At 64.0% G+C, this 20,413-nt stretch carries 18 protein-coding genes and 1 other RNA gene; 8 read left to right on the top strand and 11 right to left on the bottom strand.

Annotated features, from left to right (window positions below):
• Positions 1 to 71: 71 nt before the first annotated feature.
• Positions 72 to 1,307 carry an RNA polymerase sigma factor gene (locus ACVIHF_RS24210; RefSeq protein WP_310880686.1) on the bottom strand — a complete coding sequence of 412 codons (1,236 nt, stop codon included), beginning with the start codon at positions 1,305 to 1,307 and terminating at the stop codon, positions 72 to 74.
• Between the two features lie 94 nt (positions 1,308 to 1,401).
• A complete protein-coding gene (locus ACVIHF_RS24215) occupies positions 1,402 to 1,755 on the bottom strand; it encodes a YciI family protein (RefSeq protein WP_057014988.1) in 354 nt (117 codons plus the stop codon).
• 228 nt (positions 1,756 to 1,983) lie between these two features.
• On the opposite strand from ACVIHF_RS24215, the gene ACVIHF_RS24220 reads away from it, so the two are divergent.
• The gene (locus tag ACVIHF_RS24220; protein ID WP_176937094.1) at positions 1,984 to 2,139 is read left to right on the top strand and encodes a hypothetical protein; all 156 of its coding nucleotides are present in this window, start codon (positions 1,984 to 1,986) and stop codon (positions 2,137 to 2,139) included.
• A gap of 7 nt (positions 2,140 to 2,146) precedes the next feature.
• The gene (locus ACVIHF_RS24225) at positions 2,147 to 2,347 is read left to right on the top strand and encodes a hypothetical protein (protein ID WP_057014987.1); all 201 of its coding nucleotides are present in this window, start codon (positions 2,147 to 2,149) and stop codon (positions 2,345 to 2,347) included.
• 201 nt (positions 2,348 to 2,548) lie between these two features.
• Here ACVIHF_RS24225 and ACVIHF_RS24230 read toward each other — a convergent pair whose 3' ends face one another.
• Both ACVIHF_RS24230 and ACVIHF_RS24235 read right to left on the bottom strand, forming a co-directional pair.
• On the bottom strand, positions 2,549 to 2,983 hold the full coding sequence (locus ACVIHF_RS24230) for a PAS domain S-box protein (RefSeq protein WP_092087651.1): 435 nt from the start codon (positions 2,981 to 2,983) through the stop codon (positions 2,549 to 2,551).
• 105 nt (positions 2,984 to 3,088) lie between these two features.
• Positions 3,089 to 3,988: a LysR family transcriptional regulator gene (locus ACVIHF_RS24235; protein WP_168859073.1), complete on the bottom strand. Its 900-nt coding sequence runs from the start codon at positions 3,986 to 3,988 to the stop codon at positions 3,089 to 3,091.
• A gap of 145 nt (positions 3,989 to 4,133) precedes the next feature.
• Here ACVIHF_RS24235 and rnpB point away from each other — a divergent pair.
• Positions 4,134 to 4,548, top strand: an RNA gene (gene rnpB / locus ACVIHF_RS24240) — RNase P RNA component class A.
• Positions 4,549 to 4,658: 110 nt separating this feature from the next.
• On the opposite strand, the gene ACVIHF_RS24245 is transcribed toward rnpB, so the two are convergent.
• On the bottom strand, positions 4,659 to 6,110 hold the full coding sequence (locus ACVIHF_RS24245; RefSeq protein WP_310880687.1) for a GntP family permease: 1,452 nt from the start codon (positions 6,108 to 6,110) through the stop codon (positions 4,659 to 4,661).
• A gap of 4 nt (positions 6,111 to 6,114) precedes the next feature.
• Complete coding sequence (locus ACVIHF_RS24250; RefSeq protein WP_310880688.1) at positions 6,115 to 7,134, bottom strand: patatin-like phospholipase family protein; 1,020 nt, start codon at positions 7,132 to 7,134, stop codon at positions 6,115 to 6,117.
• Positions 7,135 to 7,363: 229 nt separating this feature from the next.
• On the opposite strand from ACVIHF_RS24250, the gene ACVIHF_RS24255 reads away from it, so the two are divergent.
• From ACVIHF_RS24255 to ACVIHF_RS24265, 3 genes are all read left to right on the top strand, one after another.
• Positions 7,364 to 7,543, top strand: coding sequence for a hypothetical protein (locus tag ACVIHF_RS24255; RefSeq protein WP_310880689.1), 180 nt, complete (start codon positions 7,364 to 7,366; stop codon positions 7,541 to 7,543).
• A 183-nt stretch (positions 7,544 to 7,726) separates the two neighbouring features.
• Positions 7,727 to 8,254 (top strand): hypothetical protein, encoded by a 528-nt coding sequence (locus ACVIHF_RS24260; RefSeq protein WP_310880690.1) that lies wholly within the window; start codon positions 7,727 to 7,729, stop codon positions 8,252 to 8,254.
• A gap of 256 nt (positions 8,255 to 8,510) precedes the next feature.
• Positions 8,511 to 11,018 (top strand): arylsulfatase, encoded by a 2,508-nt coding sequence (locus ACVIHF_RS24265; RefSeq protein WP_456792667.1) that lies wholly within the window; start codon positions 8,511 to 8,513, stop codon positions 11,016 to 11,018.
• A gap of 132 nt (positions 11,019 to 11,150) precedes the next feature.
• On the opposite strand, the gene ACVIHF_RS24270 is transcribed toward ACVIHF_RS24265, so the two are convergent.
• Complete coding sequence (locus tag ACVIHF_RS24270; RefSeq protein WP_456779570.1) at positions 11,151 to 11,867, bottom strand: alpha/beta fold hydrolase; 717 nt, start codon at positions 11,865 to 11,867, stop codon at positions 11,151 to 11,153.
• Between the two features lie 204 nt (positions 11,868 to 12,071).
• Here ACVIHF_RS24270 and ACVIHF_RS24275 point away from each other — a divergent pair, with 204 nt between their 5' ends.
• Entirely contained in the window at positions 12,072 to 12,815 is a 744-nt protein-coding gene (locus tag ACVIHF_RS24275; RefSeq protein WP_018273026.1) for a sulfite exporter TauE/SafE family protein, read from the top strand.
• A 62-nt stretch (positions 12,816 to 12,877) separates the two neighbouring features.
• Here the strand turns inward: ACVIHF_RS24275 and ACVIHF_RS24280 are convergent, their stop codons facing one another.
• The 4 genes from ACVIHF_RS24280 to ACVIHF_RS24295 form a co-directional block, all read right to left on the bottom strand.
• Complete coding sequence (locus ACVIHF_RS24280) at positions 12,878 to 14,677, bottom strand: ABC transporter ATP-binding protein (RefSeq protein ID WP_456779569.1); 1,800 nt, start codon at positions 14,675 to 14,677, stop codon at positions 12,878 to 12,880.
• A 697-nt stretch (positions 14,678 to 15,374) separates the two neighbouring features.
• Positions 15,375 to 15,908: an REP-associated tyrosine transposase gene (locus ACVIHF_RS24285; protein ID WP_310880694.1), complete on the bottom strand. Its 534-nt coding sequence runs from the start codon at positions 15,906 to 15,908 to the stop codon at positions 15,375 to 15,377.
• Between the two features lie 566 nt (positions 15,909 to 16,474).
• The gene (locus ACVIHF_RS24290) at positions 16,475 to 18,064 is read right to left on the bottom strand and encodes a DHA2 family efflux MFS transporter permease subunit (RefSeq protein ID WP_310880695.1); all 1,590 of its coding nucleotides are present in this window, start codon (positions 18,062 to 18,064) and stop codon (positions 16,475 to 16,477) included.
• A gap of 47 nt (positions 18,065 to 18,111) precedes the next feature.
• Positions 18,112 to 19,398, bottom strand: a complete 1,287-nt coding sequence (locus tag ACVIHF_RS24295) for an HlyD family secretion protein (RefSeq protein WP_310880696.1) — start codon at positions 19,396 to 19,398, stop codon at positions 18,112 to 18,114.
• Between the two features lie 188 nt (positions 19,399 to 19,586).
• Between ACVIHF_RS24295 and ACVIHF_RS24300 the strand changes: the two genes are divergently transcribed.
• The gene (locus ACVIHF_RS24300; protein ID WP_057014977.1) at positions 19,587 to 20,228 is read left to right on the top strand and encodes a TetR/AcrR family transcriptional regulator; all 642 of its coding nucleotides are present in this window, start codon (positions 19,587 to 19,589) and stop codon (positions 20,226 to 20,228) included.
• Positions 20,229 to 20,413 lie beyond the last annotated feature (185 nt).

Genomic DNA, 20,413 nt, shown 5'->3' on the forward strand with positions numbered 1-20,413 from the left:
ACGCCTCACGGCGCGCTGACCATCGTGGATAAATGGCGCGCCGTCACTGGCCACGCAAGAGATGGGGTGCGTCACCCCATCTCGGCGATGCGCCGCGCATAGAGCCGGCGCAGCGGTTCGAGTTGCGTGGCTGCCGTTGCGGCGAGATAGGCCTGCCGCGCTTCATCCTTGCGGCCGAGGCGGCGCAGCAGGTCGGCGCGCACCGCGGGCAGCTGGTCATATCCCTTCAAAGTGCCGCGCGCGTCCAGCGCGTCGATCAGGTCGAGCGCGCGCGCCGGACCATCGACCATCGACACCGCGGCGGCGTGATTGAGCTCGATCACCGGCGACGGGCTGATGCGCAGCAGCACCTCGTAAAGACCGGCGATCTGCGGCCAGTCGGTGTCCTTGTAACTCGGCGCCCGCGCGTGCAGCGCGGCGATCGCCGCCTGCACGGCGTAGGACTGCGGCCGGCCCGGCATCCGCAGCGCCTCCTCGACCAGTTCGAGGCCTTCGGCGATCTGCTGGAAATCCCACAGCGAACGGTCCTGCTCCTCGAGCAGCACGATATCGCCGCCGGCGGTCTGGCGGCCGGCGCGGCGCGCATCATGCAGCAGCATCAGCGCCAACAGCCCCTTGATCTCGCCGCGCGCCGGTATCAGCGCATCGATCAGCCGCGCCAGCCGGATCGCCTCGCGGGCAAGATCGGGCCGCATCAGATCCTCGCCGGCGGTCGCCGCATAACCTTCGGTGAAGACGAGGTAGATCACCGCGAGCACGCCGGTGAGGCGCGGCTCCAGCGCCTCACGCTCCGGCACCTCATAGGGAATGCCGGCGAGTTTTATCTTTTGCTTGGCGCGCGAGAGGCGCTGCGCCATGGCGTCCTCGCTCACCAGGAAGGCGCGCGCGACCTCGACCGTCGTCAGCCCGCACACCGTGCGCAAGGTCAGCGCGACCTGGACCTCCGCCGCAAACGACGGATGGCAGCAGGTGAAGATCAGCCGCAGCATGTCGTCGTCGAGCGTTGCATCGGCCGGCTCGGGCGAGGACTCTGCATCGAGCAGGATCTGATGCGTCAGTTCCTGCTGCTTGCCGCGAAACGTCGCCGCGCGGCGAACGCGGTCGATCGCCTTGTTGCGGCCGACATTGACCAGCCAGGCACGCGGATTGGAGGGGAATTCGCCGATCGGCCAGCGCTGCAGCGCCACGGCAAAAGCATCCTGAAGCGCATCTTCGGCCAGGTCGAAATCGCCGACGAGACGGATCAGCGTTGCGAGCGCCCGGCCCGCCTCGTCGCGAAACACTTTTTCGATCTGGCTGGGGGTCATGGTCTCACCGTCATTCCGGGGCGATGCGAAGCATCGAACCCGGAATCTCGAGGTTCCGGGTTCGCGCTTCGCGCGCCCCGGAACGACGAAACCATCACTTGTCGTAGATCATCACCGGCCTGACTTCGATCGAGCCGGTCTTGGCGCCGGGAATCCGCGCCGCGAGGCCGAGCGCCGTGTCGAGATCCTTGGCATCGACCAGATAATAGCCGCCGAGTTGTTCGCGGGTTTCCGCAAACGGCCCGTCGGTTGTCAGCGTCTTGCCGTCGCGCACCCGAACGGTGGTCGCGGTCGACACCGGCTGCAGCCCGTCACCCGCCTTGAAGTGTCCGCTCTGGATGATGGACTGGGTGTAGACGCCATATTCCGCCGACAGGGCCTTGCGGTCGTCGGCATTCATGCGGCCATATTCCGCGTCGCTCCGGTAGATCAGCAACAGATATTGCATCTTGAGAACTCCTCTTGATCGGCTGGATCGCCGACACCCAGTCGAACGGGCGACACGCAGGACGACATCGTCAGGATAAATTATTTTGGCCGCCCGCCGTGAATGTCTCACCGGCCCGGCGGGCCGCAGAGCCAGCTTATATCGGATAATCCGATAGTAATCGCCAATATTATTCGTTTGTTAAATTCATGGCAGCGCGTAGCCTTCGCATGCCCGGAGGACTTCGCCATGACACCACTGCCGCAGACAGCCACACGCCTTTCCCGGCTCCTGCTGTCGATGCTGTACCGAATCCTGCGCAGCCGGATCGTGGCGAAACCGCGCCACCACGCCAGTCAGGTCGCCTCGAACATCGCCGCGGGCGGCAATCCGCTCGGCGTGTGAGCAGGCAATGCAACGGGGCATCACGCGCCTGAAGGCGTTGCGTCAGCTGATCGCCGACGAAGGGCTGACCATCGCGATCCTTGCGGCGGTCGCCGCAGCGACGGTGATCGCATTTGGTTTCGGTGCGGAAGCCGACATCGTGGCCTCGATGCTGGTCATCGGCCTTGTGACCGCGCTGGCGGAGACCCGCCTGCGATCGGGAAAGTAGCTCCAGCGGCCGTGATCGGCTCCGGAGGGGATGACCGAGAACCTGGCATTTGCTTGTAGCCTTATCCGCGTCACTGCGAGCGAAGCGAAGCTATCCATCTGTCGCATGTGCGGAGCGATGGATTGCTTCGTCGCTTCAGCGCAAAATTGCTTCGCAATTTTGTCGCGAGCTCCTCGCAATGACGGCATGGCTTCCCAGCCTTTACGACGATGTCGCGGCCTGCTGCGCGGCGCGGCGCCGCAACTCCTTGAGCTCCTCGAAACGCTTGGTCACGTCGCGCATCACCGCGACGGTGCCGGCGACCTTGTGCGCCGCATCGTGCAGCATCTCGATGGTGAATTCGACGGAGATGCGCGTCCCGTGCCTGGTCAGCGCCGGCACCGACAGCAGATCGCCCTGACCGTAGCGGCTCGTCCCGGTCGCCATCGTGTGCCGGAAGCCGGCCCAGTGACGCGCGCGCAGATTCTCCGGAATGATCAAATCGAGCGATTGTCCGATCGCCTCCTCGGCGCTGAAGCCGAACATCCTGACCGCGCCGGGATTCCACAAGGTGATACGGCCTTCGACATCGGTCGCGACGATCGCGTCGGAGGCTCCCTTGAGCAACGCGTCTCCCACTTCTGCCGCAATATCCATCGTTTGAACTCCTGCTGATCCCGATCCTGCTGTGAACGCGGACGTTCGCGCTGACAAGCGAAGAAAGCCGATGGAATCGATCGGAGATGCCGATAGAAATCGCGGTCAGCGCCGCCGCCGCGCGGCAGGCCTGGCCCGCGGCAGGTCCGCGCTCGCATTAACCTGCGACGCGGCAAGCCGATGCATGGTCTCGACCGCGCGCGCCAGATGATCGTCCTGGCTGTCAGCCGGATAGGCGACATAGGCGGGCATCGCAAAGCCAGGTGCGCCGGCGACGGCGTGCAGCCGCCGCGCCTTCAGGAGCGGCTCCACGATACGACGCGCGAAGAAGCCAGAGCCGCCATTCTCCAAAAGATGCTGCAATCCGAGCCAGCCGATATTCACCGTCAGCGCGGGGCCGGCGAAATTCGGAAACAGCGTGGCGTGACGCGCGTAGAATTCGGGGCCCCAATCGACATAGACATAGCCCGGTCCCGGCTCCGGTGCGCTTTTCGGATCGGTCGACACCAGGATGAGCTGCTCCTCGAACAGCTGCTCGACCTTGAGGCCGGGGCGGCTCTGCGGCGTGTACATCACGCCGATGTCGATGCGTCCCTCGACCAGCCCCTGCATCAGCTCGGGCTCGAGCGCGCTCTCGGCGCGGATCGAGATGTCGGGATGCGCCCGCGTCATCAGCGGCAGCCAGCGCAGCAGATACTCTTCCCAAAGTCCGATGCGGCCGCCGACCACCAGCGTCGCGGAAAATCCCTTGGGGATTCCGACATCATGGCGCGCCTGCTCGACGGTGCGGACCAGCACCGAGGCGTGGCGCTGAAACTGGCGGCCGGCCGGCGTCAACGTGGTGCCGGCCTTGTTGCGCACGAACAGCACGCAGCCGAGCTGCTGCTCGAGCGTGTGGATGCGGGTGCTAACGGTCGACTGGCTGACATGCAGCCGCTCCGCCGCGGTGATGAAGTTGCCGGCGCTCACCACCGTCAGGAACGTCCGGGCCAGTTCGGTATCCATGGCGCCTCGACCTTTGGATCGATCAAATCGATATCAAAGGCCTCTCCTCTGCGAATGTCAAAATCGAGAGCCAGCCGCGCGCCAGGCCAAGGTTAACCATCGCAATCGCTTGACGCGGGCGGCCAAAGCCCGCATGCGTAACCCGTCAGTCGGCCGGACGGCCGCTCCCGCAAGCGCCGAAAGGCCGCGGGGGAGGAAAGTCCGGGCTCCATCGACATGCGGTGCCGGATAACATCCGGCGGGGGCGACCCCAGGGAAAGTGCCACAGAGAACGAACCGCTCCCTCTTCGGAGGAAGTAAGGGTGAAAAGGTGCGGTAAGAGCGCACCGCGTTTCCGGCAACGGAGACGGCATGGCAAACCACACCGGGAGCAAAACCGAATAGGGACGGCAACGCGGTTAGTTCGCGCACGCGCGATAACACCGCAGGGCGATGTCAGGCCCGCTGTCCGGGTAGGTTGCCCGAGGCAAGGTGCGAACCTTGTCCCAGAGGAATGGCCGTCGCGCATCATTCGCAAGAATGGTGCCCTACAGAACCCGGCTTACAGGCCGGCTGATATCTTGGAGTATGAGGGGCTCGGCGCGACACGCCGGGCCCCTCGCCATTTTCAGATCAGCATCGTTCCAGCTACGCGCGCCGGCGGGAAGTAGAGCCAACCCATCGTCTTGCGTCAGAACGACCCGAATGCGGTGCCGATCGCAATCACCGCTGCGAGAGCAATGACAGAACTCACAATGCCGACCATGACAATGTCGAGATAGCTATCGCGATGCTTGAGCCCACAGATCGCAAGCAGGCTAACGACAGCGCCGTTGTGAGGTAGAATGTCCAGCGTTCCCGAACCGATCACCGCGACGCGATGCAACAGGCCGGGGTCAATACCCGCCTCCGCGGCAAGATCCATATAGGTCCGTCCCAGCGCATCGAGCGCGATCGTCAAGCCGCCGGAAGCCGACCCCGTCAGCGCGGCAAGGATGTTCGTCGCGACCGCGAGCGACACCAATGGACCGCCTTCAATTCGCAACACCCAGTCCCGCACCACGCCGAAAGCGGGAAGCGAGGCGATAACGGCGCCGAATCCGACAAGGCTTGCGACGCTCAGCGCCGGCAGGACCGACGCGTTGGCACCGGCATCCATGGTTCGTCGCAATGCGGGCAGCCGCGTCCAGTTGCAGAGGATGACCGTCACGATCGCTCCCGCCAACGCCACGACCACCGACCAGACGCCGGCCACGGCAGCCAGCGATGTATTTCCCCACCGCTGTTCGGCCAGGAACGAGAAATCAAGCCGAGGCAGCACAACCAGCGACATCACCAGATTGACGGCGACGACGACGATCAGGGGAAGCAAGGCGTTGAAAATCGGGACGGCGGCATCGCTGTGATATCCGTGGCGGAGCTCCGCCGGGTCGAATTCCCGCGCCGTCGTAGCCCGCTCGCGCAACAGCTCATCGTCGGCTGCATCCGCCGGCACCGGCGGCTCGTCGCCATATCCCTCTTTTGCGCGATGCGCTGCCTTCTCCGCGCGAAGAAGCCACCACAGCCCGACGCCCAGCATGATGATCGAGGCGACAACGCCGAGGCCCGGTGCGGCAAAGGGGGTCGTGCCGAAGAAAGGCATCGGTATCGCATTCTGTATCGACGGCGTGCCCGGCAGCGCCGACATGGTGAAGGTCGAAGTCCCGAGAATGACCGCCGCCGGTACCAGACGACGTGGAATCCCCGCCGTGCGAAACAGCGACTGCGCCATCGGAACGATGACAAAGAAGGCGACGAACAGGCTGACGCCGCCGTAGGTAACCAGTGCGCCTGCGAGCACGACCGCGAGGATGATCCGGCGTTCGCCCAGGCACCGGGAGATGAAGCCCGCGACCGCAGCGACCGCGCCGCTGTCATCCATGAGCTTTCCGAACACGGCGCCAAGCAGAAAAATAGGGAAGAACTGCGCGAGAAACTCCGACGCACTACCCATGAAGGTCTGCGTCCAGTTGGCAAGCAGCGGCTCGCCACCGAAAGCTGCGGCCACCAGCGCACAGAGCGGTGCGAGCAGCAGCACGCTCCAACCGCGGAAAGCAAGACAGACCAGCAGTCCAAGCCCGACGAGAATGCCGAGAAGACCCATCGTCTCAGCACTCCGCCAGCAGAATATCGAGATCTGCGGTCGAACGCTCACCGAGATCGGCGCCATGCGCCTCGAGGAATTCGCCGGCGGCTCGCCGCCCTTCCTCGTGCAGCTTGGCCACGAACGCCCATTCGGCATTAAGCTTGGATGACGAACCGAACGTCGCGAGCATGTCGCTCTTGATCCGGTGCGTCTTCATCTGCGCCCAGCGGGCGCCTTCCCCAGTACCGGGGTCGGCGACCTGGCGAAGCAACGCGATCATCCGCAGCTCCTTTGCCAGCGGCGAGTTGAACGAGATCTCGTTAAGCCGGTTGAGAATGTCAGCGGCCGTGCGCGGCTGCTCCGGACGCTCGGTCGGGTTGATCTGGACGACGACGGTGTCGCGCGCGTCGGTCTCGCGAACGAGCGGCGTAATCGTGGGATTACCCGCGTAGCCGCCGTCCCAATAGGGCTCGCCATCGATCTCGATCGCGCGAAACATCGTTGGCAGGCAAGCCGACGCAAGCAGGACATCCGCGGTAATCTCCGCGTTGCGAAAAATCCGTCCGCGGCCCGTACGCACGCGCGTGGCGGTGATGAAGAGCTTGATCGGCGCGCGTGCAAGACGCTCGAAATCGATACTGTCGTTCAATATGTCGCGTAGCGGATTGAAGCCAAGCGGATTGAGGTCATAGGGTGAAAGCATCCGCGACATCAAATCGGTGAAGAGATAGGCCGGGGAGCTGTCAAGCGACCAGCGTCCCATCAGGCGGTCGAGCGGCGAGCGTTGCAACGGACTGAATGCGGCGGCGCGCGAGACGCTTCGCCAATATTTTTCAAGCGCTTCGCGCGCGCCGGCAGCGCCGCCCGCGGTCCAACCATCCGCCAGCACGGCTGCATTCATCGCTCCGGCCGATGTCCCGGATATGCCCGCAATCTGAAACCATGGTTCTTCGAGAAGCCGATCCAGGACACCCCACGTGAACGCACCGTGCGATCCCCCGCCTTGAAGCGCCAGGTCTACGAGCACGGGGCTGCGGTTCATGAATCCATGCTCACCAGCACGCGAGATACTGATTATGTCGCAGTTTAGCCGAACATGCGAGACAAAGTTGCGGTCGCTGCGCAATTCCGACGGCGAACTTCGAACGATATTATCTCAACTCGAAGCGAAGCGAACCGATCGCTTCAGTGCCGCCACAGGCCCACGTTTCTTAAAAGGCGACATGCATGGGGTCGCGGGCGTAGAGTGTGCCCCTCGCGGAGGATCGCAGATGGACCTTCAGAAGATCATGGCGAAGGCAAGAGACATCGCCAGGAGTACCGGCACGATCACGACCGAGCAACTGAACGGGATGTGCCCCAACAATATGGAGCCCGAAGATATCGCGGCTCTGTTTGCGGCTCTGCGGACTGAGGGGATTCGTCTCAAGGACGACGAAGCAGAACAGTAGGAGCCCAAAGTAGGAGCCACTGTGCTTTGACGCCACAGCAAGACAATCGATCACTGCGATCGAAGCGCTGGCCGAGTTTGGATAGTGGCAGATTGGCCATCCGGCGGCATTGCAGCTATGATCCGCTACAGCTGGACGTGTCCTTCTGCCCCGAGATTCAAGAAGATCAGAGGAGGAATAGGAATGTCGGTCGCCTGCAAGTTCGAACGCAGCATCCTCAGCCATGAAGAATATGAAGCAATCCGCCTGACGCATCATCCCGCCATCTACGGCGTCGAGGTGAGCGAGCTCGAGGCCATGCGACCCCGCTTGCGCAAGATGCGCGACAAGGAGCGAACGGTCGGCCGACAGAAGCAGCGAGAGAGCCGCGGAAAGGCCGAGGCTCGCGGCACGAGCTTTCCAGGAACCGCCAAGCATGCTTCAGAGCGAAAACAGGTCTTCGCGGCAGCGCTGAAACGGGTCAACACGGAGCTGAGGCGTCAGCACAATTTGGCAGCCCGGACCGCACATGTCGAAGCTGCGCGAAAGGCCCTCGCGCTGTACCGGGCCGCGAACTTCACGACGCGTCCCCCGGCTGGAGCCCCCGCGGGCGAAGGCATGGCGTCGAAGCCAAGCGAACGCCGACGAAAGATCATTGCAGGCGCAAAGATCGGACGCGTATCGCAGGCGACGAAGGTCGCTCAAGCCGTCCGCGACGCGCGCGGTGCATGATCCCGGGCAAACAAGCGGCTGATTGATTCCGGCGCGGCATCGGCATCCCGCGGCATACGTCAGCCGTCGCGGTTGCGCGCGGCCTGCCGTATGCCGAAGTGGACAGCGCGGGCGTGTCAGCGGCATTGGTCAATGCCGCTGACCTGGTCGGGATCGCTCCAATCCTCGCCCGCGCTTTCCGGCTTGATGTACATCAATGTTGCGACCGCCATCACAGGTGACGCTGCCCATATTTTTTTGAATCGGGAGCGTCGCCATGCATTGCCCCAAAGCTGTGTCAGCTCTTACGCTTGGATTGCTCATCTCCACGTCGGCGCTAGCCCAGCAAGGCACCGGTGCACCGGGCTCGCCCAGCGCCACGACAGCAATCGACGGAAGGCAGCTTCCGCCACCCGATCCCAAGTTCGGCGGCATTATCAAGGACGGCGCCCTGCAGTCGAAGCCGTGGTGGCCGTCGCGTATCGTCCCGCCCAAGGACGCACCGAACGTGCTCCTGATCATCACGGACGACGCCGGCTTCGGCGTGCCGAGCACCTTTGGCGGCGTCATCCCGACGCCGGCGATGGACCGCATCGCCAATGACGGCCTGCGCTACAACCGCGTCTTCTCCACCGCGCTTTGCTCACCGACCCGCGCCGCGCTGATCACCGGGCGCAATCACCATTCGGCTGGCTTCGGCGTGGTCTCCGAGCAGTCGACCGGCTTCCCGGGCTACAACAGCATTATCGGCAAGGATAAAGCCACAATCGGTCGGATCCTGCTCGACAACGGCTACGGCACTTCGTGGTTCGGCAAGGAGCACAACACGCCAGCCTTTGCCGCGAGCCAGGTCGGGCCGTTCGACCAATGGCCGGTCGGTATGGGCTTCGAGTATTTCTATGGCTTCGTCGGCGGCGACGCCAACCAGTGGGAGCCCAACCTCTTCCGCAACACGACGCAGATTTATCCGTTCCAGGGCAAGCCGCCCGGCACCTGGAACCTGGTCACCGCGATGGCCGACGACGCCATCGATTGGATGACGCGGATGCACCAGACCGACCCGTCGAAGCCGCTCTTCATCAAATACGCGCCCGGCGCCACCCACGCGCCGCATCACCCCACCAAGGAGTGGGTCGACAAAATCAGCGCGACGCATCTGTTCGACGATGGCTACGAGAAGCTGCGCGAGCGCATCCTCGAGAACCAGAAGCGTCTCGGCGTCGTTCCCGGGAACACCAGGCTCGCACCATGGCCCAAGGAAATGCTGAAGCCGTGGGACCAGTTGAGCCCCGTGGAGAAAAAGCTCTTCATCCGCCAGGTCGAGGTCTTTGCCGCCTACGCCGCCTACAGCGACCACGAGATTGGCCGCGTGATCCAGCAATTCCAGGAGCTCGGCCGGCTCGACAACACGCTTGTCATCTACATCAACGGCGACAACGGCACCAGCGCCGAAGGTGGACCGCTCGGCACGCCAAACGAGGTTGCGTTCTTCAACGGCCTGAACGAGTTGCCGGCAGACGTGCAGATGAAGTTCTACGACGTCTGGGGCACCGAACAGACCTACAACCACATGTCGGCCGGCTGGTCATGGGCATTTGATACCCCGTTCGACTGGTTCAAGCAGAACGCTTCCAGGCTCGGCGGCATCAACCAGAACATGGTGGTGTCGTGGCCGGCACGCATCAAGGACAAGGGAGCCTTGCGCGAGCAGTTCGTGCATGTGATCGACGTCGTCCCCACGATCCTCGAAGCGGCGGGCATCCGCGCGCCCGAAGTCGTCGACGGCATCAAGCAGGCGCCGATCGAAGGCACGAGCTTCGCCTACACCTTCGACGCGGCGAACGCGAAGACCGCGTCGCGTCACAAGACCCAGTACTTCGAGATGTTCGGCCAATGGGCTCTCTATGACGAGGGCTGGATGCTCATCACCAAAGTCAACCGCGCGCCGTGGCAGACGTTCGGCCCGGCGAACCCGGACCCGCTCAACAATCAGGTCTTCCAGCTCTACAACCTGAACAACGACTTCAGCCAGACCGACGACATCGCGGCGCAGAACCCTCAGAAGGTCAAGGCGATGCGGCAGAAGTTCGTTTCCGAAGCCAGGAAGTATCAAGTTTTCCCGCTCGATGCTTCAGTCGCGGCCCGCATCGTGGCGCCGCGCCCGAACATCACCGCCGGCCGCAAGGAATTCGTGTACACGCGGCCGATGACGGGATTGCCGCAGGGGGATTCGCCGGCGCTGCTCAATACCTCGTACACGATCACCGCGGACATTGATGTGCCGCAGGGCGGTGCCGAAGGCATGATCTTGACTTCGGGTGGCCGCTTCGCCGGCTATGGCTTCTACCTGCTGCAGGGCAAACCGGTCTTCCTCTGGAACATGGTCGATCTCGAACGCATCAGGTGGGAGGGCCCTGATGCGCTGTCGCCGGGCCAACACACGGTTGAGTTCGATTTCAAATACGACGGCATTGGTGCCGGCACGCTCGCGTACAACGATTTCAGCGGCCTCGCTCAGCCCGGCACCGGCACGCTGAAGGTCGACGGCAAGGCGGTTGCCAGCCAGAAGATGGAGAAGACGCTGCCGATGATCCTCCAGTGGGACGAGAGCTTCGACATCGGCTCCGACACGCTCACGGGCGTGAACGATGCAGACTACAAGCCTCCATTCCCGTTGACGGCCAAGCTCAACAAACTCACCATCAAGGTCGACCGGCCGCAACTCACGCCCGCGGACATCAAGAAACTGCAGGCGGCGATGCAGGAAAAGGCCAGCGCCGACTGATCGCAGGGCATGCGTGCGGGCCGCGCCACATGGCGAAGAGCCCGCACCTTCTGTCCACGGCGCCGCGGCGTTTTCGAGAGCAATGCGCCGCGAAGCTCGGGATGCCGGGTGCGATCTTTGGCATCGCCCCGACTAGGCGGCAATTTCCATGAGCATCGCCATCAGCACCTCCGGCGCGGTGACGTTCGGCGAGTGGCTGGCGTCGATCTCGAAATAGCGCCAGCCGGCTTCGTTCCTGATGCGCCGGGCGAACTGGCCGAACGTGTCGGCCTGCGTGGCGCGGGTGGCGTAGATGTAGCTGCGCGGCAGGCTGGTCTCGCCGTGCTTCAACCGCAATTTCTGCTCGAAGCATTTGATCGGCATGTCGACGCGCCGCGCGCTCAGCCATGCGACGTCAGCGGGCGACGTGTCCGGCGGCACCGGCATCGGCGGAATACGCCAGCCGTCGCCGTCGCTCGCGAACTCACGCATGGTCTCGATCGCCGATTCGTTGAGATCGAACAGCGACTGGCCGTCGCGCGGCACGAAGGCGTCGATATAGATCATCTGCGCGATGCGCTCGCGCACCCGGTCGGCGACGCCGGTCGCGACCATGCCGCCATAGGAGTGCCCGATCAGCACGATGTCGTGCAGGTCCTCGTAACTGATGACGCTGAGCACATCCTGGATATGCGCCTCGAGGTCGAGTCCTTGATGCGCAAGGTGCGCGCGCTCGCCAAGCCCGGTGTAGCTCGGCGTGACCAGCCGATGCCCGGCGGCCTGCATCAGGGGATGCATCTTCTTCCATGCCCAGCCTGCCGACCAGGCGCCGTGACAGACCAGAAAGGTTTTTTGTGAGTTCGCAGGCATGCTCGCAGTCATTGGGGATGCTTCCATTCCGATTATCGTTGATGAGCGGCGATTTTGAAGTGTACCCACGATGCACGTTGTGTAAACGTGCAGTCGCTCCCCTCCCTTTGTCATTCCGGGATGGTCCGCAGGACCAGACCCGGAATCTCGAGATTCCGGGTTCGATGCTGCGCATCGCCCCGGAATGACGATTGAAAGGCCTCGATGACCCCGGCAAGCTATGCGATCCTGTTCTTCGGCGCGCTTGCCGGCGGTTTCGTCTCCGGCCTTGCCGGCTTCGGCACCGCGCTGATGGCGCTCGGCATCTGGCTCTATGTGCTGCCGCCGACGCTCGCGGTGCCGCTGGTGCTGGTCTGCTCGGTCATCGCGCAGCTCTCGACCTTGCCGTCGATCTGGAAGAGCATCGATTTCCGTCTGGTCTGGCCGTTCGTCATCGCAGGCCTCGCCGGCGTGCCGATCGGCATCCTGCTGATCGCGCGGGCCGACCCCGAGGTCTTCAAGCTGACGATCGGCGTCTTCCTGCTGGTGTTTCCGACCGCGTTGTTCCTGCAGCGCAAGCCGATGTCGATCGCCTTCGGCGGCAAATGGGCCGACGGCGCAATCGGCTTTGCCGGCGGAATCCTCGGCGGCCTCGCCGGACTGTCCGGCCCGCTGCCGATCCTGTGGGCCAGCGTGCGCGGCTGGGGCAAGCAGCAGCGCCGCGGCGTGTTCCAGATCTTCAACTTCACGATCCTGGCGGCCGCGCTTTGTGTGCAGATCGCAAGCGGCCTGGTGAAGCCCGAGCTCATCTGGCTGGTGGCGTGCGCGTTTCCGGGGACGCTGCTCGGCGCCTGGCTCGGCGCGCGGCTCTATCACGCGCTCAGCGACCGCAATTTCTCCGACGTCGTGCTGCTGCTGCTGTTCCTGTCCGGCGTCGCGCTGGTGTGGAACGGACTGGCGCCGAAATAGCGGGCGCTGCGTGAGCGTCGGTTCTGATCCAATCAGAACCGACGCTCCAGCCATGCGCCATCTCACTCCGCCGCGGCCTGACCGAACTCGGTCGCCTGACGCTCGAACAGGCCGCGATAGATGCCGCCTTGACGCGCGGCCAGCACCTCATGGGTGCCCTGCTCGACGATCTCGCCGCGGTCGAACACCAGGATGCGATCCATGCTGCGCACGGTCGACAGCCGGTGCGCGATCACGATCGAGGTGCGGCCCTTCATCAGCCGTTCCATCGCCTGCTGGATCAGCGCCTCGGATTCCGAATCAAGGCTCGAGGTCGCCTCGTCCAGGATCAGGATCGGCGCATCGGCCAGGAAGGCGCGTGCCAGCGCCACGCGCTGCCGCTCGCCGCCCGACAGCTTGACGCCGCGCTCGCCCACCAGCGTGCCGTAACCCTTCGGCAGCCGCATGATGAAGTCGTGCGCATTGGCAAGCCGCGCCGCCTGCTCGATCGCCTCCATGCCGGCGCCCGGCCGGCCATAGGCGATGTTCTCCGCCAGCGTGCGGTGGAACAGGATCGGCTCCTGCTGCACGATCGCGATCTGGCTGCGCAGCGATTGCTGCGTCGCCTTGGCGATGTCCTGACCGTCGATCAGGATCCGGCCAGCGGAGACGTCATAGAGCCGCTGCACCAGCTTGACGAAGGTCGTCTTGCCGGAGCCGGAGCGGCCGACCAGGCCGACCCGCTCGCCGGCGTCGATGTCGACCGACAACCCGTCATAGAGCGGCCGGCGATGGCCGCCATAGTGAAACGTGACGTCGTCGAACACGATGCGGCCGCCCTGGATGTCGATCGTCCCAGCATCATCCGCATCGACAATGCCGAGCGGCTCGCCATGGATCTGCACCAGTTCCTCCATGTCGTTCACCGAACGCTGCAGGTTGTTGATGTGCATGCCGACATCGCGCAGATAGGCGTGGATGATGTAGTAGCTGGTCAGCACATAGGTGACGTCGCCCGGCGTGGCGCGGCCTTGCGCCCACAGCAGGATCGCACCGCCGATCACCGAGGCGCGGAAGCACAGCAGCACCACGAGCTGCGCCGTCGAGGTGTGGTTGTAGCGGAACCAGGTCCGCCGCACCCGCCGGCGCCAGCGGCTGATGACGCCGTCGAGCCGCATGTCCTCGCGCGTCTCCGCGCCGAACGACTTCACCACCGCGTTGCAGGTCAAGGCGTCGGCCAGCGTGCCGCCGACCTTGGTGTCCCACGCATTGGAAACGCGCGCGGCAGGCGCCACGTAGCGCACCTGGAACATCATGGTCATCGCGACATAGATCACCGAGCCGACCGCGATCACCGCGCCGAGCTGCGGCCAATGCACGCCGAGCAGGATCATCGAGCCGACCAGCACCACGACCGACGGCAGCAGCGCCATCAGGATGGTGTCGTTCAGCAAATCGAGCGCCCACATGCCGCGCGTGATCTTGCGCACGGTGGAGCCGGCGAACGAATTGGCGTGCCAGTCGGTCGAGAAGCGCTGCACCCGCATGAAGGCCTGCTGCCCGACATCGGACATCGTCTTCAGCGTGAACGGCACGATGGTCTGGATGCCGACCAACCGCAGCACCAGCGACAGCGCGCCGAGGCCGACGATGGCGCCGAACGCCAGCATCGCCGCATGGCGCGCGGCCGCATCGGTCGCGCCCGCGGTCAGCGCGTCGACCAGATGGCCGGAAAACACCGGCATGAACAGGTCGGCCGCGGTTGCGCCGAGGAATCCCGCCGTCACCGCGGAGGCACGCAGCGGCTGTTCCAGCCAATGGCGGAAGACAAAGGGGAGCACGATCCGGATTGCGGCCGGCCGCTTGGTCGTCAGAGAGGTCATGGCACATTCCGGCCACGCTTTTGCAGCGCGCGCCGGCTCCATCTGAGGCGACGTGCGGGCGGAATCCGACCGCGAGCGCCGCTGGAAATTGTCGATAAATTGTTGGGACGTTTTGCTGATCGGGGATCAGGCTCGATCAGCGCAGGGAGCTAACGCGTAAAGGCGTCCAGCACCGTCGAACGCGGGCGCGCGATCTGCGAAATAAACGGCTTCATGCGCATCTCCCCGGTTCGAGTAAGGAAGCGCTGCTTATAAATGCATCACGCGCGATTGGCAAGGTAACATCGGCGTGAGTGCGTCAATGTGTCGGCGACACCAGCTATTCACGCGACCGGGCGCAGCCCGCGCGCCGATGCGATGCACTCAGCCCGGCGACAACGGCACACGTTCGTAGCCCGGATGAGCGAAGCGATATCCGGGCGCCCCGGTTGCGATCATCGAATCTGGTCAGCGCGCTCCCCGCATGTCGCTTCGCTCATGCGGGCTACAAGTAACGATCCACCAACTCTCCTCACTCAGGACGTTCGCCAAAACTTCCGCCTTCTCCCGCGTCACCCACCCAATCGGCTGGCAGTCCGTAGCCCGGATGAGCGAAGCGATATCCGGGGCCGCGTCACGTTCAGTAATGAACTGCTGAGATCGGTCCCGCATATCGCTTCGCTCATGCGGGCTACGAATGACGATCCACCAACTCTCCTCACTCAGGACGTTCGCCAAAACTTCCGCCTTCTCCCGCATCGCCCGCCCAGTCGAATGGCAACGCACCCTCCCTCACATAGCGATGAAACGAGGAATGTGGCCAGTCACACACACGCTGGACCAAGGCATGCTTGACTGGGTTGAAATGGATGTAATCAACGTGCCGCGCGCAGTCATCTTCATCGCGGATTGTGTGCTCCCAAAACCGCCGCTGCCAAAGCGCCAGATCACCATTCGATCGACGCTTCAGGTCTATCGAGGCAGCAAGCAACCGGCTGCTGAAGTGTCCTTTGATCCGACGCCAACGACCTGCAAAATCGGAATCGCCTTGCGGCAGTGTAAGGATCGCGTGGAGGTGATCGGGGAGCACCACCACTGCGTCGACGGAGAACGGACGTTCGCGACGGGCGGTACCGAACGCATCCCGCAACGCCGTGATATGATCCACGAGTAGGCTGGATCGCCGGTCATCGAGTGTGACCGTAAAGAAGAAGGTACCGCCCGGGATGAAGTTGCGTCGGTATCTGACCATGCCCCAGCTCCCGCAGCATTCCCGCATATCGCTTCGCTCATGCGGGCTACGATGCCAGAATATTGCAGATTAGCAGACGCTTGCGTCAATACAGATCAGCGCCTGGGATCTCGAAGCTTCGTAGCCCGGATGAGCGAAGCGATATTCGGCGCCGCGTCACGCTCAGTGATGAACTGCTGAGATCGCTCCCGCATGTCGCTTCGCTCATGCGGGCTACGATGTTAGAATATTGCAGATCAGCAGATGCTTGCGTCAATACAGATCAGCGGTTGGGATCTCGAAGCTTCGTAGCCCGGATGAGCGAAGCGATATCCGGGGCCGCGTCACGCTCAGTGATGAACTGCTGAGATCGGTCCCGCATGTCGCTTCGCTCATGCGGGCTACGATGTTAGAATACTGCAGACTAGCAGACGCTTGCGTCAATACAGATCAGCGCCTGAGATCTGGAAGCTTCGTAGCCCGGATGAGCGAAGCGATATTCGGCGCCGCGTCACGCTTAGTGATGAACTGCTGAGATCGGTCCCGCATGTCGCTTCGCTCATGCGGGCTACGAAAACCGATGACACCTAATGCGCGTCGCCGCCGCTCGCGGTCATCGACGGTGGCTTGTTGACGAACAGCACCAGAAGGCTGAGCGCGACATAGAACAGCGACAGCATGAAGAAGGCATCGCCATAGCCCATCACCGCTGCCTGGCGGTGCACGATCTGCGAGAGCTGCTTCATCGCCATGATGGCGGAATCGCCCATGCCCTGCATGCGCTGGGTGAACATGTTGAGGGTCTCGACCGCGGTGGTGTTGCCCCAGGTCACGCGGTCATGCAGCCGCGAGATGTGCAGATCGGTGCGGTCGTTGAGCACCTCGTTGATGACGGCGAGACCCACCGCGCCGCCGAGGTTGCGCATCAGGTTGAACAGGCCGGAGGCGTTCTTGACGCGATCCTGCGGCAATGTCGCGAGCGCGATGTTGTTGGTCGGCACCATCGCGCACATCATGCCGATGCCGCGCAGGATCTGCGGCAGCAGCAGCTCGTAGAAATCATAGTCGCGGGTGATCCAGGTCATCTGCCAGGAGCCGAGCGCGAAGGTCACGAGGCCGAAGGCGATGATGTAGCGCAGATCGACCTTCTGCATCAGCCGCCCGACCACCGGCGCCATCAAGAACATGGTGACGCCGGAGACGAACATGGTCTCTCCGATCATCAGCGCGCTGTAGCCGCGGACCTCCGCGAGATAGCGCGGATAGACGTAAGTCAGGCCATAGAGCCCGATGCCGATGCAGAACTGCAGCACGCAGCCGACCGCGAAGTTGCGGTTACTGAAGGCGTAGAGATCGACGATCGGCTCCTCCGCGGTCAAGACGCGCCAGAAGAACGCGACCGCCGAGACGAAGCCGATCGCGGCGCAGACCGCGACCGAGGTGTCCTGCAGCCACTCATATTGCGGACCCTCCTCCAGCACATATTCGAGCGAGCCGAGGAAACCGGCCATGAAGATCAGGCCCCACCAGTCGAAGCGCTCGAGCAGCGCGAAGTTCGGCTGGTCGAAATCGACCAGCGCCAGCACGCCTGCCGTGATGATGACGCCGGGCACGATGTTGATGAAGAACAGCCAGTGCCACGACATCAGGTCGGTGATGTAACCGCCGACGGTCGGTCCAACGGTCGGCGCCAGCGTCGCGACGAGGCCGATGATCGGCGCCACGATGTGGAATTTGGTGCGCGGGAAGATCGTGTAGGCCGAGGCGAACACCGTCGGGATCATGCCGGCGCCGAGAAAACCCTGCAGCGCGCGCCACAGGATCATCTGCTCGATCGAGGAGGCGAAGCCGCACAGCAGGCTCGAGGCGGTGAAGCCGAACGCGGAGATCGCGAACAACAGCCGCGTGCCAAGCGCACGCGACAGGAATCCGGACAACGGAATCGCGATCACTTCGGCGATCAGATAGGCGGTCTGCACCCACGACACTTCGGTCGAGGATGCCGACAGGCCGGCCTGGATCTCGGACAGCGAGGCCGAGACGATCTGGATGTCCAGGATCGACATGAACATGCCGAACACCATGATGATGAAGGCAACCAGCCGCTTCGGCTGGATGCGCTCGGACTCCGAGGCGCCGGTCATCATCGAGGGTGAAGCAGTGGTCGTATCAGCCATGGGCTCATCGGCTCCGAGCCTCGGACTCTGTCCGAAGCTTCAAGACATCACTGCGGATGGATCATCATCGGCGCGTCGAGATCGGTTTCGGCGTCGGCATCGGCCGCGCCCTCGCGGGTGTCGACGGTGGTGTAGACCGACATGCCGGCGCGCAAGAGGCCCTGCCTGGCGACGCTGGCAGGCACGCGGATGCGGACCGGCAGGCGCTGCACGATCTTGGTGAAGTTACCGGTGGCGTTGTCGGGCGGCAGCAAGGTGAACACCGAGCCTGCCGCCGGCGAAATGCTGTCGACGAGGCCGGTGAACTTGCGGAAGCCGTAGGCGTCGACCTTGATCGTCACGCGCTGCCCGGTGCGGATGCGCTTGAGCTGGGTCTCTTTATAGTTGGCGTCGATGTAGACGCCGTCGAGCGGCACCACATTGCCGAGCCGCTGACCGACATTGATGTAGTCGCCGGTGTTGACCAGGCGGTTGGAGAAGGTGCCGTCGACCGGCGCGCGGACGTTGGTGAATTCGAGATCGCGCTCGGCCTTGGCGAGCTGGGTCTGCAATTCGGCGAGCTGGGCGCGGGCCTCGGCCTGCTGCGCCTTGGTCACCTCGACATTGTCCTTGGCGGCATCATAGGCCGCCTGCGCGGATCGCACGCTGGCCGCGCCCTGATCGCGGCCGGCCTCCGAGACTTCAAAGGTGGCACGCGAGGCAAAACCCTTGGTGCTGAGCGCCTGCTGACGATCGAAATCGAGATCGGCGCGCTTCAGGCCGGCCTGCGCGGACACGAGCTGGGCCTGCGCCTGCTCGACCGAACTCGCCGCCGCCGCAACCTGGCGGCCGATGCGCTCGATCGTCGCCTGCTGGGTCGCGATCCTGGTGCGCGCGGCGTCGGCCGCGATACGGTAGTCGCCATCATCGATCCGGAAGATTACGTCGCCTGCGCGCACCAGCGCGTTGTCGCCGGGCAGGATCGCCGCGATATGGCCCGCGACGCGCGCGCCGAGCATGGAGTTGTTGGCGCGGACATAGGCATCGTCGGTCGAGACGTAGAAGCGCCCGACCATCAGGTAATAGGCGGCATAGCTCGCGGCAGCGAGCGCGAGCAGGCCGACCACGCCCATCATCACGAATTTGCGCTTGCCGGATTTCGGCGCCGGCGCCGCAGTGGACGAAGCCGCCGGCTGTTCGGGCGCAGACGCGGGCGGCGCCTCCGCGGGACGCTTAGCTTCGTCAGCACGGCCCTGCTCGCCGAGATCGGCGGATGCATCGCGCGCGATCGCGTCCTCGGCCATCTCAGGCTCGGAACGAACAATGCGTGCAGCCTGATCCCGTGCTGCGGCCATGGCCGAGGCTCCCCACAAAAATCTTGACGCGCGCGATGGCGGAATAAGGGCCGTGCGGCGCATCGTCACTCCCAAGATACCATTGACCGAACGGTTCGGTCAATATACATTCCCGCCCGCTAGATTATAAAGCTTCGATTCTTCCCTTTCCTACTTTGGGTTGAGTTCTTTCCCGAGAAGCTAAATCAATGGTTGCAGCGCCCCGAACCTCCCTCCAGTCCGTCGGCGAGGAGGAATCGTCGAAACGCCGCCAGATCCTGGACGGCGCCCGCAAGGTATTCCTGGAGCTCGGCTTTGACGGCGCGAGCATGGGCGAGATCGCGCGCGCTGCCGGCGTCTCCAAGGGCACGCTCTACGTCTATTTCCCCGACAAGGCCGGGCTGTTCGCGGCGATCGTCGAGGAGGAAAAGCTCGAGCAGGGCAAGGTCGCCTTCAATTTCGATCCGGCGCGCGACGTCGACACCACCCTCCCCGAATTCGGCCGCGCCTATGTCGCGGTGTTGTGCCGGCCCGGCGGCGGCTCGGCGATCCGCACCGTGATGGCGATCGCCGAGCGGATGCCCGAGCTCGGCAGCCGGTTCTACACCCACGTCATCGCCCACACCGTCGACCGCTTCGCCGCCTATCTCGAGGCGCGCGCCGCGCTCGGCGAGCTCGTGATCGACGACTACCAGCTCGCGGCCTGGCAATTCATGCAGATGTGCCAGGCGACGCTGTTCCAGGCGTTCATCTTCCAGGCCAAGCCGTCGCCCTCGCCGGAGCGGATCGCAACCGTCGTAGACAGCGCGACGCGCGTGTTCTTCGCGGCGTACCGGCCGAAGGCCGGGTGAGATCGACGTCTTATCGCGGACCAGCGCGCTCTTCGTCCCGTCATGCTGAGGTGCTCGCGTAGCGAGCCTCGAAGCATGCGCGGCCCGGCTGGTGGCCGTCGTGCTTGAGACGGCCGCGGAGTTTATCATCGGGCCGCGCTTTGTGCGGACTCGTTGGCAGCCTCATCAACATGACGGACGTACGT

The sequence above is a fragment of the Bradyrhizobium sp. USDA 4506 genome, assembly GCF_054058795.1.

Bases quoted from the DNA above. Each gene is read 5' to 3' on its own strand.
- ACVIHF_RS24265 (WP_456792667.1), top strand. From the start codon at position 8,511: ATGCATTGCCCCAAAGCTGTGTCAGCTCTTACGCTTGGATTGCTCATC.
- ACVIHF_RS24250 (WP_310880688.1), bottom strand. From the start codon at position 7,134: ATGAACCGCAGCCCCGTGCTCGTAGACCTGGCGCTTCAAGGCGGGGGA.
- ACVIHF_RS24255 (WP_310880689.1), top strand. From the start codon at position 7,364: ATGGACCTTCAGAAGATCATGGCGAAGGCAAGAGACATCGCCAGGAGT.
- ACVIHF_RS24270 (WP_456779570.1), bottom strand. From the start codon at position 11,867: ATGCCTGCGAACTCACAAAAAACCTTTCTGGTCTGTCACGGCGCCTGG.
- ACVIHF_RS24210 (WP_310880686.1), bottom strand. From the start codon at position 1,307: ATGACCCCCAGCCAGATCGAAAAAGTGTTTCGCGACGAGGCGGGCCGG.
- ACVIHF_RS24220 (WP_176937094.1), top strand. From the start codon at position 1,984: ATGACACCACTGCCGCAGACAGCCACACGCCTTTCCCGGCTCCTGCTG.
- ACVIHF_RS24300 (WP_057014977.1), top strand. From the start codon at position 19,587: ATGGTTGCAGCGCCCCGAACCTCCCTCCAGTCCGTCGGCGAGGAGGAA.
- ACVIHF_RS24215 (WP_057014988.1), bottom strand. From the start codon at position 1,755: ATGCAATATCTGTTGCTGATCTACCGGAGCGACGCGGAATATGGCCGC.
- ACVIHF_RS24235 (WP_168859073.1), bottom strand. From the start codon at position 3,988: ATGGATACCGAACTGGCCCGGACGTTCCTGACGGTGGTGAGCGCCGGC.
- ACVIHF_RS24285 (WP_310880694.1), bottom strand. From the start codon at position 15,908: ATGGTCAGATACCGACGCAACTTCATCCCGGGCGGTACCTTCTTCTTT.
- ACVIHF_RS24295 (WP_310880696.1), bottom strand. From the start codon at position 19,398: ATGGCCGCAGCACGGGATCAGGCTGCACGCATTGTTCGTTCCGAGCCT.
- ACVIHF_RS24290 (WP_310880695.1), bottom strand. From the start codon at position 18,064: ATGGCTGATACGACCACTGCTTCACCCTCGATGATGACCGGCGCCTCG.
- ACVIHF_RS24260 (WP_310880690.1), top strand. From the start codon at position 7,727: ATGTCGGTCGCCTGCAAGTTCGAACGCAGCATCCTCAGCCATGAAGAA.
- ACVIHF_RS24230 (WP_092087651.1), bottom strand. From the start codon at position 2,983: ATGGATATTGCGGCAGAAGTGGGAGACGCGTTGCTCAAGGGAGCCTCC.
- ACVIHF_RS24275 (WP_018273026.1), top strand. From the start codon at position 12,072: ATGACCCCGGCAAGCTATGCGATCCTGTTCTTCGGCGCGCTTGCCGGC.
- ACVIHF_RS24280 (WP_456779569.1), bottom strand. From the start codon at position 14,677: ATGACCTCTCTGACGACCAAGCGGCCGGCCGCAATCCGGATCGTGCTC.
- ACVIHF_RS24225 (WP_057014987.1), top strand. From the start codon at position 2,147: ATGCAACGGGGCATCACGCGCCTGAAGGCGTTGCGTCAGCTGATCGCC.
- ACVIHF_RS24245 (WP_310880687.1), bottom strand. From the start codon at position 6,110: ATGGGTCTTCTCGGCATTCTCGTCGGGCTTGGACTGCTGGTCTGTCTT.